Origin of the sequence: Avibacterium paragallinarum (assembly GCF_011765605.1) — a bacterium.
In the GTDB taxonomy this organism is placed as follows: Bacteria; Pseudomonadota; Gammaproteobacteria; order Enterobacterales; family Pasteurellaceae; genus Avibacterium; species Avibacterium paragallinarum.
On sequence record NZ_CP050316.1, the window covers coordinates 2081603 to 2105581 of the forward strand.

17 protein-coding genes, 1 tRNA gene and 1 pseudogene are annotated in these 23979 nt (G+C 43.5%); 3 read left to right on the plus strand and 16 right to left on the minus strand.

Annotated features, from left to right (window positions below; all coding sequences use genetic code 11):
- Nucleotides 1–54: 54 nt before the first annotated feature.
- The 6 genes from accB to clpB form a co-directional block, all read right to left on the minus strand.
- Nucleotides 55–516: an acetyl-CoA carboxylase biotin carboxyl carrier protein gene (gene accB, locus HBL79_RS10065; RefSeq protein ID WP_035686425.1), complete on the minus strand. Its 462-nt coding sequence runs from the start codon at nt 514–516 to the stop codon at nt 55–57.
- Between the two features lie 141 nt (nt 517–657).
- Nucleotides 658–1110, minus strand: a complete 453-nt coding sequence (aroQ, locus tag HBL79_RS10070) for a type II 3-dehydroquinate dehydratase (protein ID WP_035686426.1) — start codon at nt 1108–1110, stop codon at nt 658–660.
- A gap of 89 nt (nt 1111–1199) precedes the next feature.
- A complete protein-coding gene (menC, locus tag HBL79_RS10075) occupies nt 1200–2192 on the minus strand; it encodes an o-succinylbenzoate synthase (RefSeq protein ID WP_046097281.1) in 993 nt (330 codons plus the stop codon).
- On the minus strand, nt 2192–2665 hold the full coding sequence (locus tag HBL79_RS10080) for a hypothetical protein (RefSeq protein ID WP_035686432.1): 474 nt from the start codon (nt 2663–2665) through the stop codon (nt 2192–2194). Before HBL79_RS10080 ends, menC begins: the two co-directional genes overlap by 1 nt.
- Before the next feature lie 55 nt (nt 2666–2720).
- Nucleotides 2721–3578 carry a 1,4-dihydroxy-2-naphthoyl-CoA synthase gene (menB, locus tag HBL79_RS10085; protein WP_035686435.1) on the minus strand — a complete coding sequence of 286 codons (858 nt, stop codon included), beginning with the start codon at nt 3576–3578 and terminating at the stop codon, nt 2721–2723.
- Between the two features lie 149 nt (nt 3579–3727).
- A complete protein-coding gene (clpB, locus tag HBL79_RS10090) occupies nt 3728–6301 on the minus strand; it encodes an ATP-dependent chaperone ClpB (RefSeq protein WP_035686436.1) in 2574 nt (857 codons plus the stop codon).
- 215 nt (nt 6302–6516) lie between these two features.
- Between clpB and dapF the strand changes: the two genes are divergently transcribed.
- Nucleotides 6517–7341 (plus strand): diaminopimelate epimerase, encoded by an 825-nt coding sequence (gene dapF / locus HBL79_RS10095; protein ID WP_035686439.1) that lies wholly within the window; start codon nt 6517–6519, stop codon nt 7339–7341.
- 321 nt (nt 7342–7662) lie between these two features.
- Here the strand turns inward: dapF and HBL79_RS10100 are convergent.
- Both HBL79_RS10100 and rne read right to left on the minus strand, forming a co-directional pair.
- A tRNA-Ser gene (locus tag HBL79_RS10100) sits at nt 7663–7752 on the minus strand.
- A gap of 155 nt (nt 7753–7907) precedes the next feature.
- The gene (gene rne, locus HBL79_RS10105; RefSeq protein WP_035686441.1) at nt 7908–10718 is read right to left on the minus strand and encodes a ribonuclease E; all 2811 of its coding nucleotides are present in this window, start codon (nt 10716–10718) and stop codon (nt 7908–7910) included.
- A gap of 450 nt (nt 10719–11168) precedes the next feature.
- Between rne and rluC the strand changes: the two genes are divergently transcribed.
- Nucleotides 11169–12137, plus strand: coding sequence for a 23S rRNA pseudouridine(955/2504/2580) synthase RluC (gene rluC / locus HBL79_RS10110; protein ID WP_035686443.1), 969 nt, complete (start codon nt 11169–11171; stop codon nt 12135–12137).
- 257 nt (nt 12138–12394) lie between these two features.
- Here rluC and selB read toward each other — a convergent pair.
- From selB to trmB, 4 genes and pseudogenes are all read right to left on the minus strand, one after another.
- Nucleotides 12395–14255 (minus strand): annotated as a pseudogene (selB, locus tag HBL79_RS10115) (selenocysteine-specific translation elongation factor).
- The gene (selA, locus tag HBL79_RS10120) at nt 14252–15637 is read right to left on the minus strand and encodes an L-seryl-tRNA(Sec) selenium transferase (protein ID WP_035686450.1); all 1386 of its coding nucleotides are present in this window, start codon (nt 15635–15637) and stop codon (nt 14252–14254) included. The pseudogene selB and the gene selA overlap by 4 nt, the downstream one beginning before the upstream one ends.
- 244 nt (nt 15638–15881) lie before the next feature.
- Nucleotides 15882–16220: a YggL family protein gene (locus tag HBL79_RS10125; protein ID WP_035686453.1), complete on the minus strand. Its 339-nt coding sequence runs from the start codon at nt 16218–16220 to the stop codon at nt 15882–15884.
- A gap of 28 nt (nt 16221–16248) precedes the next feature.
- On the minus strand, nt 16249–17001 hold the full coding sequence (trmB, locus tag HBL79_RS10130; protein ID WP_035686455.1) for a tRNA (guanosine(46)-N7)-methyltransferase TrmB: 753 nt from the start codon (nt 16999–17001) through the stop codon (nt 16249–16251).
- 328 nt (nt 17002–17329) lie between these two features.
- Here trmB and HBL79_RS10135 point away from each other — a divergent pair, with 328 nt between their 5' ends.
- A complete protein-coding gene (locus HBL79_RS10135; RefSeq protein ID WP_035686457.1) occupies nt 17330–18865 on the plus strand; it encodes a YifB family Mg chelatase-like AAA ATPase in 1536 nt (511 codons plus the stop codon).
- Between the two features lie 107 nt (nt 18866–18972).
- On the opposite strand, the gene HBL79_RS10140 is transcribed toward HBL79_RS10135, so the two are convergent.
- The 4 genes from HBL79_RS10140 to HBL79_RS10155 form a co-directional block, all read right to left on the minus strand.
- On the minus strand, nt 18973–20505 hold the full coding sequence (locus HBL79_RS10140) for a pyridoxal phosphate-dependent decarboxylase family protein (RefSeq protein WP_046097282.1): 1533 nt from the start codon (nt 20503–20505) through the stop codon (nt 18973–18975).
- A gap of 77 nt (nt 20506–20582) precedes the next feature.
- Nucleotides 20583–21947 (minus strand): diaminobutyrate--2-oxoglutarate transaminase, encoded by a 1365-nt coding sequence (locus HBL79_RS10145; RefSeq protein ID WP_035686462.1) that lies wholly within the window; start codon nt 21945–21947, stop codon nt 20583–20585.
- Between the two features lie 261 nt (nt 21948–22208).
- Complete coding sequence (locus HBL79_RS10150; protein WP_035686475.1) at nt 22209–22646, minus strand: PNPOx family protein; 438 nt, start codon at nt 22644–22646, stop codon at nt 22209–22211.
- A gap of 39 nt (nt 22647–22685) precedes the next feature.
- The gene (locus HBL79_RS10155; RefSeq protein WP_035686479.1) at nt 22686–23978 is read right to left on the minus strand and encodes a heme biosynthesis protein HemY; all 1293 of its coding nucleotides are present in this window, start codon (nt 23976–23978) and stop codon (nt 22686–22688) included.
- Nucleotide 23979: the final 1 nt, after the last annotated feature.

Genomic DNA, 23979 nt, shown 5'->3' on the forward strand with positions numbered 1-23979 from the left:
ATGATCTCTTGGAATAGTAAGATAGGGCGTTCGCCCTACCTAGATAGAAATGAATTATTCGATAACGATTAACGGTTCGTCAAACTCAACAGGCTCGCCGTCATTAATTAAGATCGCTTTCACCACGCCCGCTTTGTCGGCTTCAATACGGTTCATCATCTTCATTGCTTCCACGATACATAAGGCATCGCCCACTTTCACCGTTTGGCCCACTTCAACAAATGGTTTCGCCTCTGGGCTTGGGCTGCGGTAGAAGGTTCCCACCATTGGCGAACGCACTTGATGACCCGAAACTTCCGCCACCGCTGGCACTTCCACCGCAGGTGTAGCAGGCTGTGCAGGGGCTGGGCTTGCAGGTTGAGCAAGAGGCGCGCTTGGTAAGGTGTATTGTACCGCGGTGGTCGCAGGTGAACCGCGATTAATACGCACGGATTCTTCCCCCTCAGAAATTTCAAGCTCCATAATGCCCGATTCTTCAACTAATTCGATGAGTTTTTTAATTTTACGAATATCCATAATGTTTTCCTAAAATGTGAATATTTTTGACCGCACTTTAAGAACGAATAAAAGTGCGGTCATTTTAAACTGAGATTTTCGCGACAAAGATTACCTGAAAATGATCCTTTTGGCGACAAAATTCTGTCAATTTTCGGTAATTTATGCCTGATTTGTCAAATATTGCCGTGCGTAATGGAAAGCAAATTCATAACCTTGCGCACCTAATCCACAAATTACCCCCTCTGCCACATCGCTAAAATAAGAATGATGGCGGAATGGCTCACGCTTATGCACGTTGGACAAATGCACCTCCACAAAGGGAATCGCCACGGCTAGCAAGGCATCACGCAAGGCTACGCTGGTGTGGGTGTATGCCGCAGGGTTAATAATAATGAAATCAACTTGTTGAAAACTTTGATGAATTTTCTCGATCAATTTTTCTTCACTGTTCGCTTGGAAGCAAGTGAGTTCAATCTGATGTTCATTTGCAAGCTGTTGCATTCGTTGCTCAATGGCACTTAAAGACAACGTGCCGTAATGCTTTGGCTCACGTTTGCCGAGCATATTTAAATTCGGGCCATTAAGTAACAAAATTCGTGCAGATGCTGACATAATTAATCCTTTTCCCTTTAACTTTTTGCATTATAATGATTTTTATAAAAATTGCCGTTGCCTTGTGGCTGGTCGAACCAATACACATTTTAATCCATATTCACTTTGACGATATTTTCGCTGTTCAATTCCAATAATGGTAAGGTTGAACCCGCCCACGGGCGAACAAGCTGATATTGCATTAGATCTAGCGTGTCCAGCCCCGGTGTGGTGTTTGGCGTATAATGCTGTGCAATGCGTGCCAACTGAGTTAAAGCAAAACTGCTTTCTAATGAAGAACTGATCACTGCCATCAAGCCTTGTTGATGTGCCTGTTTGATGAGTTCAACGCAACGCTCAAGGCTGCCGACCAAAGTAGGCTTGATGATGATCGCCGCTAAGTGCGGTTCTTTTTTCACCTGAAAATTTGGCTCGCGTACACTTTCGTCCCATGCAATGGCAATGCCCGTTTCTTGGGAGAACTGGCGGCTTTCTTCTTGCGTTTTGCAAGGTTCTTCCAAAAATTGAATGCGTGAGCGGTGCTCAGGTTTCACATATTTGGCGAATAATTGGGCTTTCGCGGGTGTCCACGCACGGTTCGCATCTAAACGAAGTTTCAAATCGGGAATGGCTTCTAAAAACATATCGGCGATTAAGCCATCGCGATTGGCTTCGTATAAGCCCACCTTGATTTTTGCGATTTTCTCGCCCTCAATTTGATTGAGTTCAGCATACAACTCATCAGGATCGCCATAGCAGAGCGGGGCGGTGCGATAATTGCCCTCAGCGGGTAATTCCCCTTTCATTTCTGCCAAGGCACAACTCAGCCCAAAAGCGACCGAGGGATAAAGCCCCTCAAGAGATAATTTTTGATTTTGACTGCGTGCCACGTCCCAATCTTTTAGCCACTGCTTAGCTTGGGCTTCTGCCTGTTCAAGAGTTTCTTGGCTAAATTCAGGCAGTGGAGCAATTTCCCCCCACCCCTCGTGTTCACCACAACGAATTTGCACTAGCAACCCCTCACGCAGTTTCAAAAAGCGATTACGCAGCACCACTTGGGAATCCATCGGAATTTGGTAACGATAAAGTTGATAAGAACGCATTATGTTTCTCCTTGAGTGTGGGGTTTACAGGCAAATTTTTTAATGACAATCAGCAGAACGCTGATGAGCAAAAGGATAAAAGAAAGCAACAAGCCCGTGATGAGTGTCGCAAATAAACTATGCCAAAAGGGGGGAATCAGCCCTTTGAAAAAACCTTCCAATGCTGCTAAGGCAAGGAAGCCACAAAAAAATTCGATAGAAAAATGGAAAAATACCGTACCTTGCAACAGGGCTTTCAGCCAACTGCTTTGACGCAATGCCTTGTGCCATTGTAATTGATTGCGGCGGAGTAATTGATAATCAACAAAGGTGTAAAAAGCGATAAAGCACAACACCCCCACTACCATTCCGAGTACAGACATCACATCACTCGCCACCAATAGCCCGAAGAAAAAGCACAACGCCGCATTCAGACCAACCACTCCCGTCCAAAATAACACGAGTTTTTTAAGTGAAATCGTTTGCATAGTCATAATTAAAACCAAAGTGCGGTCAAAAAACACTGTGATTTTTTGACCGCACTTTTGCTTATGGGTTACGCTTGAACTTCGCGAAATCTGGGGCACGTTTTTCGTTGAAGGCGTTACGACCCTCTTGCCCTTCTTCCGTCATATAGAACAGCATTGTGGCATTGCCAGCTAGTTCTTGTAAGCCTGCTTGTCCGTCGCAATCGGCGTTTAAGGCAGCTTTCAAGCAACGCAGAGCAATTGGGCTGTTACGCAACATTTCACGACACCAACGCACGGTTTCTTTTTCTAACTCCGCATAAGGTACAACGGTGTTCACTAAGCCCATCTCTAAGGCTTCTTGGGCGTTGTATTGACGGCATAAGAACCAAATTTCACGGGCTTTTTTCTGCCCTACAATGCGCGCCATATAGCTTGCACCCCAACCGCCATCGAATGATCCCACTTTCGGGCCGGTTTGGCCGAAAATGGCATTGTCCGCGGCAATGGTGAGATCGCAAAGCATATGTAAAACGTGGCCGCCGCCGATCGCGTAGCCTGCCACCATTGCCACCACAGGTTTCGGGCAGCTACGAATATCACGCTGAAAATCCAACACGTTGAGGTGATGCACGCCCGCGTCGTCTTTATAACCGCCGTAATCGCCACGCACTTTTTGATCGCCGCCTGAGCAGAACGCTTTTTCCCCTTGTCCTGTTAGCACGATCACGCCGATATTTTCGTCAAAACGTGCATCAGAAAACGCGTGGATCATTTCTTTCACCGTCTGCGGACGGAAAGCGTTACGCACTTCTGGACGGTTAATGGTGATTTTGGCAATGCCATCGGTGGATTTGTGATAAAGAATATCCGTATAGCCTTCGCTATGATCAACCCACTCAACAAGGGCATAAAGCACATCATCTTTTGGATTTTGCATAATTAATTCCTTCGTTAAATAAATGTGGCTGGCATTATAGCTTAATCTGGGAATGACTAAAAGCATCGCCCTTTGACAAACAAAAAGCCCCGCTTTCGCGAGGCTTGGGTTACCGCATAAATCAAAGTGCGGTGCTTTTTTGGGAAGAATTACGATTGACTTGCTGTGATTTTACCATCAACGTAATCAAGGGTAATGGTTTTCCCTGGGAGTAATTCCCCTGAGAGAATTTGTTGTGCGAGTGGGTTTTCCACTTCTTGTTGAATCGCACGTTTAAGTGGTCTTGCGCCGTAAATTGGGTCATAACCAATTTCGCCGATGAAGTCTAACGCCGCATCTGTGAAGGCTAAGTGATAGCCGTGTGATTCCATACGTTTTTCTAAACGTTTTAATTGGATTTTCGCGATGGTGCGAATGTTTTCTTTATCCAATGGGTGGAATACCACTGTTTCATCAATACGGTTAATAAACTCAGGGCGGAAGTGTTGGCTTACCACCGACATTACCACTTCTTTCATTCCTTCATAGCCAAGATCACGGTTGCCTTGGATTAAGTCTGAACCTAAGTTTGAGGTCATAATCACCACGGTATTACGGAAATCCACGGTGCGACCTTGACCATCAGTTAAGCGTCCGTCATCAAGCACTTGTAATAAGATGTTGAAGACATCTGGGTGCGCTTTTTCTACTTCATCCAATAACACCACAGAATATGGACGGCGGCGAACGGCTTCGGTTAAGTAACCACCTTCTTCATAGCCCACATATCCCGGTGGTGCGCCCACTAAGCGAGATACGCTGTGTTTTTCCATAAACTCGGACATATCAATGCGTACCATTGCGTTTTCATCATCAAACAAGAAGTTGGCAAGAGTTTTACACAATTCTGTTTTACCTACCCCTGTTGGCCCTAAGAATAAGAATGAACCAATCGGACGGTTTGGATCAGACAATCCTGCACGGCTACGGCGAATGGCGTTCGCAACGGCAACCACGGCTTCGTTTTGTCCAACTACACGTTTGTGTAATTCTTTTTCCATACGCAATAATTTTTCTTTTTCCCCTTCCATCATACGAGAAACAGGGATACCAGTGGCACGCGAAAGCACTTCTGCAATTTCTTCATCAGTTACACGATAGCGTAATAAGTGCATTTCTTTGCCCTCTGCACTTTCAGCTTGAGCAAGTTGTTTTTCAAGCTCTGGAATGCGACCGTATTGTAGTTCGGACATTTTGTTTAAATCACCCACGCGGCGTGCTTGTTCCATTTGGGTTTTGGCATTTTCCAATTCCGCTTTAATGTGTTGCGTGCCAGAAAGGGCAGCTTTTTCGCTTTTCCATACTTCTTCTAATTCCGCGTATTCACGCTCTTTTTCTGCCAACTCTTTTTCTAGCATTTCAAGGCGTTTACGGCTGGCATCATCGTCTTCTTTTTGTAACGCTTGTTGTTCCAATTTTAATTGGATAATACGGCGATCAAGGCGATCTAACGGCTCAGGTTTTGAGTCAATTTCCATACGAATACTCGATGCCGCTTCGTCAATTAAATCAATGGCTTTATCTGGCAACTGACGATCGGAAATATAACGATGCGAAAGAGTTGCTGCCGCAACGATTGCTGGGTCGGTAATTTGAACGTGATGGTGAATTTCATAACGCTCTTTTAAGCCACGCAAGATAGCAATGGTATCCTCAACACTTGGTTCGTCCACAAACACTTTTTGGAAACGGCGTTCAAGTGCGGCATCTTTTTCAATATATTGACGGTATTCATCAAGGGTTGTTGCCCCCACGCAGTGTAGCTCACCACGCGCCAATGACGGTTTTAATAAGTTACCTGCGTCCATTGCCCCGTCAGTTTTACCTGCACCAACCATTGTGTGAATTTCATCAATGAACAGAATAATACGCCCTTCTTCCTTAGCAATTTCATTGAGAACCGCTTTTAAACGTTCTTCAAACTCACCACGATATTTTGCACCCGCAATTAATGCCCCCATATCAAGGGAAAGCACGCGTTTATTTTTTAATCCCTCTGGCACTTCACCATTTACAATACGTTGTGCCAAGCCCTCTACAATGGCGGTTTTACCAACACCTGGCTCACCAATTAATACTGGATTATTTTTACTCCGGCGTTGTAACACTTGAATGGTACGGCGAATTTCTTCGTCACGCCCAATCACAGGATCTAACTTGCCGCTTTCCGCCCGAGCGGTTAAATCAATGGTATATTTTTCTAATGCCTGACGGCTTTCTTCTGCATTTTGGTCGTTCACTGACTGACCTCCTCGAATTTGGTTGATTGCTTGTTGTAAATGCTCTTTTTTTGCACCGCACTTGCGTAATATTTCGCTTAAGCTGCCTTTTTCTTCTAACGCGGCTAATAAAAAGAGTTCTGATGAAATATATTTATCTTGTTTTTGCTGTGCGAGCTTGTCGCATAAATTTAATAAATTCACCAAGTTGCGTGAAATCTGCACATCACCACCGTTACCAGAAACTTGCGGTAAACGGTTAAGTTCAGCATTAAGCTCATTGCGTAACATCGCAACATTCACGCCACTGGCGGTTAAAATCGGGGCAATAGATCCGCCTTCTTGATTTAAAAGTGCGGTCATTAAATGCACTGGTTCAATAAACTGGTTATCTTTGCCTAAAGCTAAAGATTGTGCCTCACTCAAGGCTTGTTGAAATCTAGTAGTAAATTTTTCTATATTCATAATCTATTCTTCCTCAATATTAAATTCTGTTGCCTAGCTTGTACGGCTTGGCTTACTCAAGTAAGTGAGGACTAATTTGGCAATTTCAAGAGTAAAATGAAAAAAAAATCTATTAATCATTTTAGAACGATAGGTTGTACTAATGGAGAGTTTACTCAATCTCACTTCACCTTTATAATTGCGACGAATTAACGATTTTCAATAAGGACGGAAAAATGCAATTTTCCAAAATGCACGGATTAGGCAATGATTTTGTGGTGGTGGATGCGGTAACGCAGAATGTTTACTTTCCAACGGAAACCATTAAAAAATTGGCGAATCGCCACACAGGAATTGGCTTTGATCAACTTTTAGTGGTTGAGCCACCTTATGATCCTGATTTGGATTTTCACTATCGCATTTTCAACGCTGACGGCAGTGAAGTGGCACAATGTGGCAATGGTGCGCGCTGTTTCGCTCGTTTTGTGACAATGAAAGGGCTAACCAATAAAAAAGACATCGCAGTCAGCACCGCCAAAGGCAAAATGATCCTAACAGTGCAAGATGACGGAATGATCCGCGTGAATATGGGCGAACCGATTTGGGAACCGGCAAAAATCCCATTTATCGCCAACAAATTCGAGAAAAACTACATTTTACGCACCGAAATCCAAACCGTACTATGTGGTGCGGTTTCTATGGGCAACCCACATTGCGTGGTGCAAGTGGAGGACATCACCACCGCCAATGTAGAACAATTAGGCCCACTATTAGAAAGCCACGAACGTTTTCCAGAACGCGTAAACGCAGGCTTTATGCAAGTGATTAATCGTAACCACATTAAATTACGCGTTTATGAACGCGGTGCTGGCGAAACCCAAGCCTGTGGCAGTGGCGCTTGTGCCGCCGCCGCGGTGGGCATTATGCAAGGCCTTTTGAATAACAAAGTGCAAGTGGATCTCCCAGGTGGTAGTCTGACTATCGAATGGCAAGGTGAAGGCTACCCACTTTATATGACTGGCGATGCCACGCATATTTATGATGGAGTCGTAAAGTTTTAGCTCCATTAAAAAACAAATTTTGCCTTTAGATTTGTTTCTTAATCTAATATACGTTTGCACAACTGAAATATACTTCCAAACTTAAGTACCACTATATTTAAGAAAGGATAATTCCTGACTACCATATATTTCAAATAATCTATAATTAATTTCTAAAGAAATGTTTACAAAAACAATAAGCCCTATATTAAATAGGGCAAAAATCTCATTTTTAATAAGCTAAAAATAAAATCGAAGAATGATGAAATACAAAAAGAGGGGAAAAAATAAAAAAGCCGTAGTTATTGATTTATAAATCCTTAACATACGACATCTAAAAAATGGCGGAGGAAGTGAGATTCGAACTCACGGAGGGCGTAAACCCTCGCCGGTTTTCAAGACCGGTGCCTTCAACCACTCGACCATTCCTCCGTGATTTAAGCGAGGTGAATAATACGAATTTTGTTATACCAAGTCAAGTATGAAAATTAGATTTCAATTCAACTGCTTCTTTTTGCAGCAACTTGTTCACCATTCAAACAAAAACTGAGTATTAGGAATTCCAATACTCAGTTTTAATTTATTTATTATTCTACTGCTCTTCTTGGTTCAGAATAAACGTGGCTTATAGCACTATGATGACCAGCCGCCCCCCGTCCATAGAAGTAATAACGAGACTCTTTCCACTCTACGATAGGATAAGCTAAATTTTCACTAGGAACTATTTTTGCGGGAGTCATTTCAGCTTTAGTATGAACAACCGCCGATATTGTACCTAACCGACCACTAAATTCATAAGTGCGGTCAGTTTTTTCTTCAATTTTGATTACACTTTGAGATACGTTTTCTGGCGATTCCATATTAACAGATTGTAAACGCTGTAAAGATTCCTGTACCTTTTTCTCCACGGATTCATTTGCTGGCTGACTAACAAACCCAGTCAATGGTTTAAGTTCCTCGATATTATTTTGCACAAGCAGCCCAGTCACGGGTATCACTGATGTGATTTCTGATTTATTCTTATCCTGCTGTTCAAGCAATTCATCTACAGATAAGAATGTATTCATTCTACTATTCGCCAGAGTACCGCTATTAATCCATACTTTCCCACTCGCTAATTCTGGAGAAGCTACTGCGGCAAATAATGGCATCGGCGACTTTTCACCACCTTGTGATTGACGACGATAGCGAGAATGATTGACACGTAAATGACGAGGCAAACGGCGTCGATTATCACGGCGTTTTTCATTTTCTACACTATGTTCTCCTTCGCAAGTTGGAGCAAGAACTTCCTCTTCCTTGTTTATCTCAAGGGATTCAACCACTTTTTGATGGGATACAGATTCGGTTTCCGCCATTGTTTCGACCATTTGAGCTGATAGCTCTTGCATATCAGGAACACGCACTTTTTTACGCAAATCACGGCGTGGGCGACGCGGCTGCACCACTTCCACAATGCTTTCTGTTTCTTTCGTTTCTACCTTTTGATAGCTTTCGTCAGGCTGTGCTTTTCGTGGTTTCCGTGAAGAACGCACCTCTGGATCTGCCACTTTTTCTTGCCGTTTATCTTCCGTATTCTTCACCGTTTCATTACGAGGACGGCGAGAAGAACGACGCTCTTGGTTACGACGACGATTATTCTTGTTTGAACGATTTGGCGTTTTCTTCGCTTCTGGTTCATCGCTAAATAGAGCTTTAATCTTTGCCAATATACGGGAAAACAGTGAAGGTTTAGCTTCCTTTTTCGCCGTTGGCATTGGTGCTGGCGTTTCAATCGCTAAAGAAACCGCCGCATTTTCTAACACGCTATCCACCGTTACTGCAGCAGTTTCAATATTACGTGTTACCAAAGATTCCTCTGTCGTAAAATGATCATCTTGAGCTTGATGTAATTTGGCTAAGTTATAACTTAACTCGTGAACATCTTCCCCCTCACGCACTCGGAACACGCTAAAGTGCGGTGTTTCCATTGCTTCATTTGGGGCGACCACAATATCCACATTGTGGCGTTTTTCAATGCTACTAATGGCTCGGCGTTTCTCATTTAATAGATAAGACGCGATTTGCACTGGCACAATGGTGTGAACTTGCTTGGTGTTTTCTTTGATCGCCTCTTCTTCTAGCAACCGTAAAATGGATAAAGAAAGGGATTCATTATCACGAATTTTGCCTGTGCCTTGACAACGCGGGCAAACGTGGTGAGAAGATTCGCCCAATGACGGGCTTAAACGCTGACGCGACATTTCCAATAAACCAAAGCGAGAAATACGGCTAATTTGGATACGTGCTCGGTCTTGACGCACCGCATCACGCATACGATTTTCCACTTCTCGTTGATGACGAATTGGGGTCATATCAATGAAGTCAATCACGATTAAACCGCCTAAATCGCGCAAACGTAATTGACGGGCAATTTCATCTGCCGCCTCAAGGTTGGTGTTGAGTGCGGTTTCTTCAATATCACCGCCACGGGTTGAGCGTGCTGAGTTAATATCAATCGCCGTCAATGCTTCGGTAACGTCAATCACAATTGAACCGCCAGATGGTAAACGCACTTCACGTTGGAAGGCTGATTCAATTTGCGATTCAATTTGATAATGGCTGAATAGTGGCACTTCGCCTTGATAAAGTTTAACGCGATTGATGAAGTCAGGACGCACTAATTTAATATGGGCTTTGGCTTTTTCGTAAACTTTTTGATTATCAATCAAAATTTCACCAATGTCGCGGCGTAAGTAATCACGAATCGCACGCACGATCACATCACTTTCTTGATGAATTAAGAAAGGAGCAGGACGGCTTTCAGAGGCTTGTTTAATGGCTTCCCAATGGTGTAACAGGACTTTTAAATCCCATTGCAATTCTTCTGGCGATTTGCCGACCCCAGCGGTACGCACGATTAACCCAACGCCCTCAGGCACATCAAGGGAACTCAGGGCTTCTTTTAATTCTAAACGTTCTTCCCCTTCAATACGGCGAGAAATACCGCCCGCTCTTGGATTGTTTGGCATAATCACCAAATAACTGCCCGCCAAGGAAACGAAAGTAGTGAGAGCCGCCCCTTTGTTACCACGTTCTTCTTTGTTTACTTGAACGATAACTTCTTGCCCCTCGTGCAAAATATCACGAATATTTGGGCGACCTTGATACACATAATCGGCGGGGAAATATTCACGGGCGATTTCTTTTAATGGAAGGAAACCGTGGCGTTCCGCACCGTAATCAACAAATGCGGCTTCAAGGCTAGGTTCAACACGGGTGATACGGCCTTTATAAATATTGGCCTTTTTTTGTTCGTGGCCTGGACTTTCAATGTCCAAGTCAAATAATCGTTGCCCATCAACGAGAGCAACCCGCAACTCCTCTTTTTGGGTTGCATTAATTAACATTCTTTTCATTCGATTTTCTCTTATATTTTTATCTTAAATTTGTCATAAAAAATCACCGCACTTTGGCTTCGCAATCGACCTCGTGTCTGTCGCAAAATGTCATTCTCTCGACTGTCAGTTGCTGGGTGCATTGATTGCGTTATCGAATCACAAATGGAGTAAACCACAACATTATTCGATACAAACAAAATGACTGAACGTATTATTTTGCAAGCGTGGGTAATTTTCACACGGCGGATAAACCCCACATTTAAACTTAAACGTTTGCGTTTTATCCCTTTTCATTAATAAACAATGTCTTATGCCATATGCTGCATTATTGTTAATGACCTTTGATTTTCCCCTGAAGAGCAGGTAAAAATACGCTCTATTATCCCTTGAACCTCATTTTTTGGCAAGGTAATTCCGTGCATTTATGCTATAATCCGCTCAAATTAGTCCTACATAAAATGAACCATAATGACAGAAAAAAGTGCAGAAAAAATCTTAAATCCCAGCGTAAAAATGCTCCAAATTAGTGAAGATGAAGCGGGGCAACGCATTGATAACTATCTTTTGACAAAACTTAAAGGCGTGCCAAAAAGCTTAGTCTATCGCATTTTACGCAAAGGTGAAGTGCGGGTAAATAAAGGGCGAATCAAGCCTGAATACAAGCTACAAAGTGGCGATATTGTGCGTGTGCCGCCCGTGCGAATTAGCGAAAAAGCACAGCCTCCAATCTCCAAAAAATTAAACAAAGTGGCACAATTAGAACAGCAAATTCTTTTTGAAGATGAAGTACTGCTCGTGTTAAACAAACCCTCTGGTATCGCAGTACACGGCGGTAGTGGGGTTGATTTTGGCGTGATCGAAGCCTTGCGTGCCTTACGCCCCGAAGCCCGTTTTTTAGAATTGGTGCATCGTTTAGACCGCGACACCTCAGGCATTTTATTAGTAGCAAAAAAACGCTCTGCCCTGCGTCATTTGCACGAACAGCTCCGCAATAAAACCGTCCGCAAAGATTATCTCGCTTTAGTGCGTGGTCAATGGCAATCCCACTGTAAAGCCATTAAAGCACCTTTACTCAAAAATGAACTGGCAGGCGGCGAACGCATTGTGCGAGTGAGCGAACAAGGCAAACCCTCAGAAACCTTGTTTAGCATTGAAGAACGCTATCAAAACGCCACGCTCATCAAAGCCTCTCCTGTTACTGGGAGAACTCACCAAATTCGTGTACATACCCAATATGCAGGTCACCCCATCGCCCTAGACAACAAATATGGCGATAAACAATTCGATAGTCAAATGGCGGAATTAGGGCTAGATCGCTTATTTTTACACGCCTATGCCATTCGTTTGGAACACCCCAAAACGCAAGAAAAATTAACTCTCATTGCCCCTCTTAAAAATGAGCTAAAAGAAATTTTAAACCGACTACGGAGAATGTAGTTTATAAATGAAAAATTAAACCATTCCAAACATTTCGTATAGGCTTAATTAAATTATAGTCGTTTGATTTCAAAATAATACTGCGTTACTCCGCCTTGCCGTACTATTTGTACTGTCTGCGGCTTGTTGCCTTGTCTTATTTTGAACTTAAACGACTATATCTTGATATTTGATTTTAAAATCAGAAAGTAACAAAGTGCAGTACGAAATAAAGTGCGGTACGAAATTTAGAGGTTTTTAACACCGCACTTTGCTATTTATAAATCGAACAGCTCGCCATCTCGCAATAAATGCACATTGCCTTTGCGGCGTAAGAACCCGCAGCGGTCGAGATATTCCATTAATTGCACGGTCATTTTTCTGCCCCATTGTAATTGATCTCGCAGTTGGTTCACGGAAATCTGTCCATTTTGTTCAATGAATGCTTTGATCCAACGTGCATAGCCGTAGAGGGTTTCGCTGAGGATAAAACGATCCCGTACAATGGGGGTGAGATACCCCAATTTTCCCGCTTTATAGAGGAAATTTCGCATTTCGCTCTCTTCCATTTCGAGCAAGTTAGCCAGATCACGCACCCACAAGGCTTGCCCTTGTTGTTGCTCAAAATGGCATAGAACATCTTGCCATAAGGCTTGTTCTTGCGGCGTGAAGCGGATTTTATGCTCAGGCAAATGCAGCCAGCCGCGTGTTTGCTGGATCTTGTCTTGAGCAAGTAGGGTATCAATGAAGTGATAAATCAAGGCTTCGGGCTGTTTAATGGCGGCGATGCGATATAAACGGGCTTTGCTTAGCCCAAGCTGATCGGCGTGTTGTTGATGATAATCCGCGAGGGTTTGCAAAAGATTTGCTTGCTGAGTTTGTGCATATTCCGCGTTAAATGCCCAATTTTGCCAAGAATGAGCGTGAATTTGCGTTAAAAGTGCGGTAAGTTGCGTTGCGGAGCATTGACTTAGCCAAGCCAGCTCAGCGAGGGGCATTGGGCGTTGTTGCAAATAGCAAGCCAAACGCTCCGCTGTGGTGTTCGCCTGTTGCAAATTGTGCAAAAAATCTAACCGCACTTCAGTGCGTTTATAGCGTTTTGGCGAGCGGATCTCAATCACCCTTGCTCCGCCCACAAGGTTTTTTGCGTCGCCACTGCGTAAAATCAATTTGTCGCCGTCGGTCAAAAATAACGGCTGTTCAAGCACTAATTCTGCCAAGGCGTTTTGCTGTGGATAACATTGTTTATGCTGCAAAAGAGTGAGCTTACCCGTTGTGCGAGCTGCCGCGTGGTAAATATGCACTGACTGACTTTCTTGCAACAGGTTTTCGGCTTCCACGTCAATGGTCAGCCGATCCGTTGGCGGTAAAGGGGGTTGAGCAAAAAGCCAATCTCCCCGCTGAATGGCGTTTCGTTCCACTTCCGTTTGGATATTGAGGGCTAAACGTTGCCCTGCAAAGCCTTCATTCGCTTGCTGATCTTGGCTGTGGATATTTTTAATCCGCACTTTTTGCCCTGTGGATAAGTAAAGCACGTCATCAACGGCAACTTGCCCGCTAAATGCCGTTCCCGTTACCACGGTTCCCACCCCTTTGAGGCTGAAAATGCGATCAATGGCATAGCGGAACGGACGATCACGCTCCGCCCGTTCGGGAAGATGGGCGAGATAATCCTGCAATTCTGCGATGCCTTGCCCCGTGCGGGCAGAGGTGATAAAAAATGGGCTGTCCGTTAAAAACGGATATTGTTGGGTAATCTGTTGTTTTAATTGGGAAATTTGGGCGTTTTCGGCATTATCCGCCTTGCTGATCACCACGATAATTTGCTCAAACTGCAATAAACGCAAAATGGCTAAATGCTCTTGAGTTTGCGGTTGAATGCCCTCATCAGCAGCGATGATTAGCATTGCATAATGCACCCCTCCTAGCCCCGCGAGCATATTGGAAAGAAATTTTTCGTGTCCTGGCACATCAATAAAGCCGAGGCTTTTGTCTTTCAGTGGAAGATAGGCGTAGCCTAAATCAATGGTCATTCCACGTTTTTTTTTCTTCGGGTAACCGATCCGCATTTTGTCCTGTAAGTGATTGTAATAAGGCGGTTTTTCCGTGATCAACGTGGCCTGAGGTAACAATGATCATAGTTGCTCCAATGTGTTCAGTAAGCGGTCAAAATTCGCGAGGCTACGCAAATCGAGCCATAATTTGTTTTGCTCCACTCGTCCGATAATCGGCTGCGGAAGCTGTTTCAAACGCTGAATAAGTGCGGTCAGTTTTTCCGCTGTTTTTTCTTCTAAGGTGATCGCGATAGAGGGCAATCTCGCCAGTGGCTGTGCACCGCTGCCAATTTGGGCTTGGCTTTCTTCGATACGCACTTGGTAGGCAAAATTGAGCTTATTTTCTAACCGCACTTTGAGTCGCTCCGCCTGTTCGCGTAATTGGGCTTGTGGCTGTGTGAGTAAATGCAAGGTGGTGAGCTTTTCCGCCAGTTTTTCAGGCTGAAGATATAAACGCAAGGTGGCTTCTAACCCTGCGAGAATGACTTTATCACAACGCAAAGCACGTTTTAGCGGGTGAGCTTGAAGCTGGGCGATCAGCGATTTTTTCCCTACAAGAATGCCCGCCTGTGGACCGCCGAGCAATTTATCCCCAGAAAACGAGATTAAATCCACACCCTGCTGCCATTTTTCCTGCACCGTTGGCTCAGCGGGTAAGCCGTATTGGCTGAGATCAATTAACGCCCCGCTGCCTAAATCCGTGACAACGGGGATATTCATCGACTTACCAAGCTCCGCTAATTCGGCTTCACTCACGCTATGGGTAAAACCACAAATTTGATAGTTACTGCTGTGAACTTTCATTAAAAGGGCAGTATTTTCGTTGATTGCACGCTGATAATCGGCTAAATGGGTGCGATTGGTCGTTCCCACCTCCACCAAACGACAGCCCGCTTGTTGCATAATATCGGGGATGCGGAACGAACCGCCGATTTCAATCAGCTCGCCACGGGAAATCACTACTTCCTTATCTTTCGCAAAGGTAGCCAACATCAGCAACACCGCCGCTGCATTGTTGTTCACCACACAAGCCGCTTCCGCCCCCGTGAGTTCACAGAGCAATTCGCTAATATAATTATCTCGATGGCTGCGTTCCCCCGCGTGTAAATCATATTCCAATGCCACATTTTCCTGCATCGCGAGCAACGCGGCGTGTTGTGCCGCTTCCGACCACAAAGCACGCCCTAAATTGGTGTGCAACACCGTTCCTGTTAAGTTATGCACAGGCTGGATTTTCACTTGCTGTTGAGCTTGCAACGCCCGTTGAATTTGGGCGAAGAGGGCATTTTCATCAGAAAAAAAGTGCGGTAATTTTTGCTGCTGTTTTATGTGCGAGCGAGCATCTTCAAGCAACGCACGGCAGATTTTCACCACTGCATAATGCCCAAATTCCTCAATGAGCAAAGCAACCTCAGGGCGTTTGAGCAATTTATCAATGGAGGGAAGCTGTTGAAATAGCGTGTTCATTTTGATTTCCTACAAATTTTTTGCTTAATCATACTGCTTTTTATTTTGAATTTACAATTTAACCATAATACACACAATAATCTATTCAGCTAGTCTAATAATATTCTCTGATGGAAGTGTTTATCTCGAACGACACGCGGACAAATACAAAATAAGCGTCAAATATGTTACGAATTAGGGTGAAATACGCCCCACACGACATTGAAAAAAGAAAAAATCCCACTAATGTGGGATTTTTTAAAAATTATTTCGTTGGGTATTCCCACCAAATATCAAATAACTCGCTAATTTCAATATGCTGTAACCCATTACTTTCTAGCCAGCTTTTAACTAATTCACGGTGAGATTCATTACATTTCCCAATTTTCTCTAAACAAACCAATCCCTCCCAATGCAAATAACCACTTCCTTCATAAGCCAAACCATTTGCACGAATTACTTCAAAAATAAAGCGATCAACCATTTCATCTACTTTATCAATCGGGGTATTTTCTGGAAATTGCCAATTCACTAAAAAACCCAATTCTTGGAATTCGGCAAGGTGCATTTTTTTACGTTGTCTTCTGTTGCGTTGAATCGCCATCGTTTTTTCCTCTTATTTTAGGATAATATTATCCAGTTTTAATAAAATATAAATCCCATACACTATGTCCTAAACGGTAACCTCGTTGCTCGAATTTAGTCAACGGGCGACTTTCTGGACGTGGAATATAATCATCGGTCTCAGAAGTATTACAGAGTTGAGTATTCTTCTGTAATACCTCTAACATTTGTTCTGCGTAATTTTCCCAATCTGTCGCCATATGAATAAAACCCTGGTTCGCCAATTTTTCGCATACAGTCTGCACGAAATGAGGCTGAACAATACGACGCTTATGATGTTTTGCTTTATGCCAAGGGTCGGGAAAAAAGAGCTGTAAACCAGCAAGACTTCCATCAGCAATACAATCACGCAAAATTTCTGTAGCATCGTGGCAAATAACCCGCAAATTTTTCACCTTTTTTTCTACCGCATAGGCAATACACGCACCTACACCGGGTGTATGCACTTCAATACCCAAATAATTTTTATCTGGATTTTGCTCCGCCATTTCCACGAGGGACTTACCCATTCCAAAGCCAATTTCTAAGACAACAGGGTTATCATTCCCATAAATCTCTTTAAAATCAAAAGGCTGGTCTTGATGAGACAAGCCATAAATATGCCAGTGATCGTTCATCATATTACGTTGGAAATCACTTAATCGTCCCGTACGAAGGACAAAGCTACGCACTTTACGTTTATAGCGACCATCTGGGGTAAATTCTGCGGTTTCAACAGTTTTACGTTTTTGATCTGCTAAGCTGGATTGTTGTTCTATCATTAGAATTTCTACTATTAAGGAATGTAAGATTTATTAAAAAAATAAACCTCATTTACTTATCGAGTAGCTATTTTATGTATTCAAATACTTCCACGCAATAGATACTAGAAGATGGTTTTACTTTTTGTACTATTTTAACTCATCTTTTTTCACTTCAATTATATCAGTCCATTCTCTTACTATGCTTAGCTCTAATACTTACTTATGATAAAAATATATAATTCAAAATTATCTCTCGATCTAGATCGCAAAAAAATATAATAACTCTTTTCTTTATTACTTATTGCATTATCTTACAGAGCTATTCCATAAATCAAAAATAGTATCAATGTCATTAGCTATCGTTTACAGTCGTGCGTCAATGGGGGTTCAAGCTCCCTTAGTTACCATTGAGGTGCATTTAAGCAATGGAAAGCCAGGTTTTACCCTTGTGGGATTACCAGAAAAAACGGTGAAAGAAGCACAAGATCGCGTGCGAAGTGCGTTATTAAATGCCAATTTCAAATATCCTGCCAAGCGAATTACCGTGAATCTTGCCCCTGCGGATTTACCTAAGGACGGTGGACGGTTTGATTTGCCCATTGCAATTGGCATTTTAGCCGCTTCCGATCAAGTAAATCCTCAAGCACTCAAACAATTTGAGTTATTAGGCGAGTTGGCTTTAACGGGACATCTGCGTGGCGTACACGGCATTATTCCTGCGATTTTAGCTGCAAGAAAGGTAAAGCGTCGTACCATAATTGCGAAATCCAACGCGAATGAAGCCGCCCTAGTCGCTGATCAAGAGAGTTACATCGCTCAAAATTTGCTTGAAGTGGTACAGTTTCTTAATGATACATTAAAACTCCCCCTTGCCTCAGATTTCACGACACCAAGTGCGGTAGATTTTTCTTGCAAAAATCCCCAAGATCTCACAGATATTATCGGACAACAGCACGCTAAACGAGCCTTAACCATTGCCGCAGCAGGGCAACATAATTTGCTCCTACTCGGCCCACCTGGCACGGGCAAAACAATGCTCGCCAGCCGTTTAACCACGCTGTTGCCTGAGATGACGGAACAAGAAGCCATTGAAACCGCTTCCATAACTAGTTTAGTGCAAAATGAGCTGAATTTTCATAACTGGAAACAACGCCCTTTCCGTTCGCCACACCATAGTGCCTCCTTACCTGCTTTGGTGGGTGGGGGAACAATCCCAAGACCAGGCGAAATTTCCCTAGCACATAATGGCGTACTATTTTTAGATGAACTGCCCGAATTTGATCGCAAAGTGCTTGACGCATTACGTCAGCCGTTAGAAAGTGGGGAAATTATTATTTCGCGTGCCAATGCAAAAATTTGTTTTCCCGCTAGATTTCAGCTTATTGCCGCAATGAACCCTAGCCCCACAGGGCATTACACGGGCGTACATAATCGCACCTCCCCCCAGCAGGTAATGCGTTATTTAAATCGCCTTTCGGGACCATTTTTAGATCGCTTTGATTTATCCATTGAAGTACCATTGCTTCCCAAAGGCACGCTACAACAAATTGAAAATAAAGGGGAAACCAGCGAACAGGTGAGAGCAAAGATTTTACAGGTTCGTGAACAACAATTCGCTCGTGCAGGAAAAATTAACGCCCATCTCACCAGTAAAGAAATCGCACGGGATTGTGCAATCTCCGCACAAGATGGGGCTTTTTTAGAAAACACCTTAACCCAATTAGGGCTTTCAGTGCGTGCTTACCACCGCATTTTAAAAGTCGCACGCACCATCGCCGATCTAAATAATGAAGCACAAATTCAACGCCCCCACTTAGCCGAAGCCCTCTCTTATCGAGCAATGGATCGACTACTACAAAAGCTGTCTCGTAATCTAGGTTAAGTTTTCCTATAAAGGCTGAATAGATTTCATTCTATACAGCCTTTGCATCAAAGTATTGCTCTAAGAGTCCCCTTTTATGGCAACAAAATCAATTTTGTCGATTATGATCAATCAATCGCTGGCACATAATTGCCGGCCACGATCGCATCTTTTATGTTATCAGCGGTTGCCAGCACTTGACCAAGCAAGGCTTGTACGTTTTCAAGGGTGGCGATTGGGCTAAGGGTGGTCATTTTTAATGCCTGTACGCCATTCACGCGGGTTACGCCAATATTGGCTTCGCCGCGAGCGAAGAGTTCGTCTGCGATATTTTGGTTGAGATTATCAATAAATTCCGCAGGGTAATTTGGCGGTACAACGCGGAAAAGCACAGAGGCAAATTGCGGTTCAACCAACAGTTCCAAGCCTGCGGTGGCGTTGATGTAATCTGCCACTTCACGTGTGAGCTTCACGCCGTGGTCGATCATTGAGCCATACAGTTCTTCACCGAGAGCTTCCACCGTGAACCATAATTTTAACGCGTCAAAACGGCGTGTTGTTTGTAGGGATTTTGCCACGAGGTTAGGCACACCGTGTTCTTCATCATATTCTGAGTTGAGATAATCCGCTTTGTAGTCGATGAAGCGATAATTTTCTGGATCACGCAGTAAAAACGCACCGCAGGAAATGCTTTGGAAGAAATGCTTGTGGAAATCAAGGGTAACGGAATCAGCCAGTTCTAAGCCGTCTAACCAATGGCGATATTCATTGGAAAGCAGTAATGCCCCGCCCCACGCGGCATCAACGTGTAGCCACGCATCATACTGATCAGCCAATTTACGAATGTCTTTGAGTGGATCGATTGCCCCTGCGTCCGTTGTACCTGCGGTTGCCACAATGCACGCCACTAATTTTCCTTCCGCTTTGAGATTTGCCAAAATTTCCGCCAAGGCATTGACGTCCATTTGTGCATTTTCATTACAAGGCACGCTCACAACAGATTGGAATCCCATTCCCATCATTGCCATATTTTTTTGCACTGAAAAATGTGCATTTTCTGAACATAGCACTTTGACCCGTTGCAAGGCTTCGGCTGGCAAGCCATCTTGTTGCACCGACCATTCTTTGCCTTCGGCATTTTTCCAGTGTTTTGCTACGCAAGCATCTCGTGCCAGTAGCACACCCATTAGGTTCGATTGTGTGCCGCCAGAGGTGAACACGCCCGCGTCGCCTTTGCCGTAGCCCACTTTTTCACGCAACCATTCGATCAATTGCACTTCCATTAATGAACCCGCTGGGCTTTGATCCCAAGAATCCATTGATTGGTTGGTAGCGTTAATAAACACTTCTGCCACTTGGCTGGCGACCATTGTTGGGCAATGTAAGTGTGCTAAAGAATGAGGGTGATGCACTTTTAGGCTTTTATTTAAGAATAATTCCGTTAAGCGATCTAAGGATTTTTCTAAACCAAAACCCGCTTGAGAGGGCTGAAAAGCAATTTCTTCGCGTAGCTGTTTAATGCTGCCACCCGTGTACATTTTGTTATTTTTGAGCCAATTTCCGACCGCACTTATTGCGGTTGCCATATTTTTTTCATAATCAGCGATAGATTGGGGATCATTGCAAAGAAGAGATTGTTTGTGTTTTGCGAAATCGACCATTGAGAATTTCCTGAAAGATGATTGAGAGAAAAATAGCTAAAAGGAGCGTTACACACCCCAGTTAGCTAAATGAACAATTAGCCACGCACGGCTTTCAACGCGTCAGCAACAGATTGCGTAAAGCGTTTGATTAATTCTTCACATTCCGCTTGGGTGATGATGAGTGGGCAAAGCAAACGCACCACGTTACCACCACGACCGCCACGTTCTAACAATAGCTTATTGTTAAAGCAAGCTTTTTGGATTGCTGCAGCCAGTTCGCCATCTGCTGGATAAGCACCAATGCGATCTTGCGCTTTACGCTCATCAACAATCTCAATCCCGATCATTAAACCACGTCCACGCACGTTACCGATACAAGGATATTGCTGAGCGAGTTTTTTCAATTCAGTTTGTAAGAAATCCCCACGTTCCACCGCATTTTGTGCGAGGTTTTGCTCACGCATAATTTTGAGTGAAGCATAACCTGTCGCCATTGCCATTTGGTTGCCGCGGAATGTGCCTGTGTGTCCTGCTGGCTGCCACGCGTCAAATTCTTTGCGAATGGCTAGCACCGCTAATGGTAAACTTCCGCCCACCGCTTTTGACATTACTACGATGTCAGGCTCAATGCCCGCGTGTTCAAAGGCGAACATTTTACCTGAACGGCAGAAGCCCGCTTGTACTTCATCTAGAATTAACACAATGCCGTGTTTTTTGGTCACTTCACGGATTTTTTGTAACCATTTCACCGGTGCAGTTACCACCCCGCCTTCCCCTTGAATGGCTTCAAGGATCACCGCCGCAGGTTTCACCACACCGCTTTCCACATCTTCAATAAAGTTTTCAAAATAATAGGTTAAAGCCTCAACGCCCGCTTCACCGCCTAAGCCCAATGGGCAGCGATATTCGTGCGGATAAGGCATAAATTGTACGCCAGCCATTAAGTTTTGCACGGCATTTTTGGCGTTTAAATTCCCCGTCATTGAAAGCGAACCGTGGGTCATTCCGTGATAGCCACCAGAAAAGGCGATCACATTACCGCGTCCTGTATAGGTTTTGGCAAGTTTTACCGCCGCTTCTGTGCCGTCCGCACCTGAAGGGCCACAGAATTGCAAGCGATACTGATCTTTCGGGAAGAAAGAAAGCAGTTCTTCGGTAAAAGCATCTTTCAATGGGGTGGTTAAATCTAAAGTATGTAAAGGTAAGCCACTGTTTAAGACATCTTGAATGGCTTCAATCACCGCAGGGTGATTATGCCCGAGGGCTAATGTTCCTGCACCAGCTAAGCAATCTAAATATTCATTCCCTTCCACATCCGTTACCCAGCAGCCTTTGGCTTTGGCAATGGCGAGAGGGAGTTTGCGAGGATAACTACGAACGTTTGATTCCATCGCATTTTGACGGTTGAGATAATAATCGTTAGTTGCGTTGTTGATTGGATTTACAGGAGTGTTTGTCATTTAATTCATACCTTCAATAGGAGGTTAAAAAAATAAGTCGGGTGCCTTGCGGGAAGCCTAAGCTTTCTTATTCTTCAAAATAAGATGCCATGGGGCATTTTGACTCGCTACTTATTAAAAAAAGCGTTTCAGCTTTTTTATTTTTTCCAATTTGGAAAACAGGGGTTCGTAAAGCCGAAGCCTTACAAAGGACGGGATATAGTACCCTTTTTTGCTAGAAAGAAAAGCGATTTTTACTTATTTAGACAAAATAATCAAAAATTACACCGCACTTGCTCTTTGCCAGTAAGTTTTCTGGGCAAAAACGAATTTATTTGACGTGTGTTTGATTTCATCAAGCTCAATTTGCCATAAATCCGTGTTCATTAAACGTACAAAGGGGTAACGGTCATAATAGCGTTTAAGGGCGGATTTTCGGGTATCTTCATTAAGCAAAATGGCACGCCCTTTAAATTGCACGCCTTCAATCTCGCTCACTTGATCCGTTTGAGTAGCGATCGTGCCAACCACCAGATCGCTTTGTTGCATAATTTGTGCGTGTTGGGTGGAAAGGGAAGAAAAGAAAATCAGGCTGATATTGCTGTCATCAAACACGTAAAAGCAGTTGGCTGCCCAAAAGCCTTGTACACTATGTACGGCAATGCTCATCACTGTTTGTTGTTGCAAAAATTGTTGGATATTATCTGGAAGTTTTATCATAAAGAAAAATGCCCCGAAAGACAGGGCATTGGGTTTACCCTAAGGATTTTTGACTTCTGTGGTTTGTGCAAGTGCGGTGGAATTTTCTGGCGTTTTTTCCTTTTCTTCAGGGGCTAAGTTTTGCACCGACATAGCAGATTTCAAACTTTCTTGCTGAAGTTGTTTAGCCAATTCATTTTCCCCGTTTTGCTCAAACACATAAGTCGCCATTGTCATATCATTTGGCTCAAGCTGCGCTTTATTTTCAATGACTTTCTTGAAGGCTTCACTTGCTTTGGCAAATTCACCATTACGCACATACAAGTAACCTAAAGCACGGTTTGTGCAACAACAGCCTTGATCTTTACTTTGTTTCGCCCGTTTTTCCATAATTTTCAGCAATTTGCTGTTATCTACTGGTTGAACACGAGTAATTTGCGTGCAAAGTTGTTGTACCAGTGGGCTGTTGTCGTCCACCTTTTTCAAGGCTTCTAAGATCAATTTATAGGCGGTTTCGTGATCATCACTGTCAATTAAACGGCGAATTAATCCCACTTTCACATAAAGATCATTTTGACGTTTACGCGGTTGATCGTCCCACCATTTTAGCAAGCCGTCCACGCCTTCTTCATTCATTTTTTCATCAAGTAAGCCATCTTCAACACGATGTTGTAAGGTGGTAAATTCTTTGTCGGAATAAAGCCCTGATTTTTCCACTTGATCCAAAATTTTATCCAAGGCTTCGAAAGCGTGAGATTTTAAGTAAATATTTACTGCTAGTTTTAACACTTCCTTATTACGGCTTGTCATCTCAAGCAAGCTGTCAATAGCACTGCGTGCGGCAGGTAATTTATTTTGCTGTAACAAAATTCGCGTGCGTGCAATCTCGACAAGCAGATTATCCGTGCCTGCCAATTCGGTCGCTTTAATCAAATAACGATTTGCACCAAACTCATCGCCACGCTGTTGGGCAGCTTCGGCGGCTTTAATAAAGTTCAACACCGGCTCATCAGAATGTTTGGCATTTCTACCAATCAATTTCTCGGCTTTAGAATATTGCCCTTCGTCCATTAACATTAAGCCTTCAAGGGTTTGTTTTTGGGCTTTGAGACGTTTACGGCGGGAGAACCAACCGTAGGTGCTGTTACTTAAACGGCAGAATTTGGTAATGATCCACTCAATACCGTACACCACCGCCATTGCGATTACAAAGAAAATCACAAGGGTGGTAATGGACATTTCAATGCTGTAGCTATTAGTTTCAATCAACACATAGCCTTGTTTGCCCGATAAATAAGGGCCTGCGATTAAGCCGGCAAGTAACACCAGCATTAAAAATAGGGTTCTAAACATT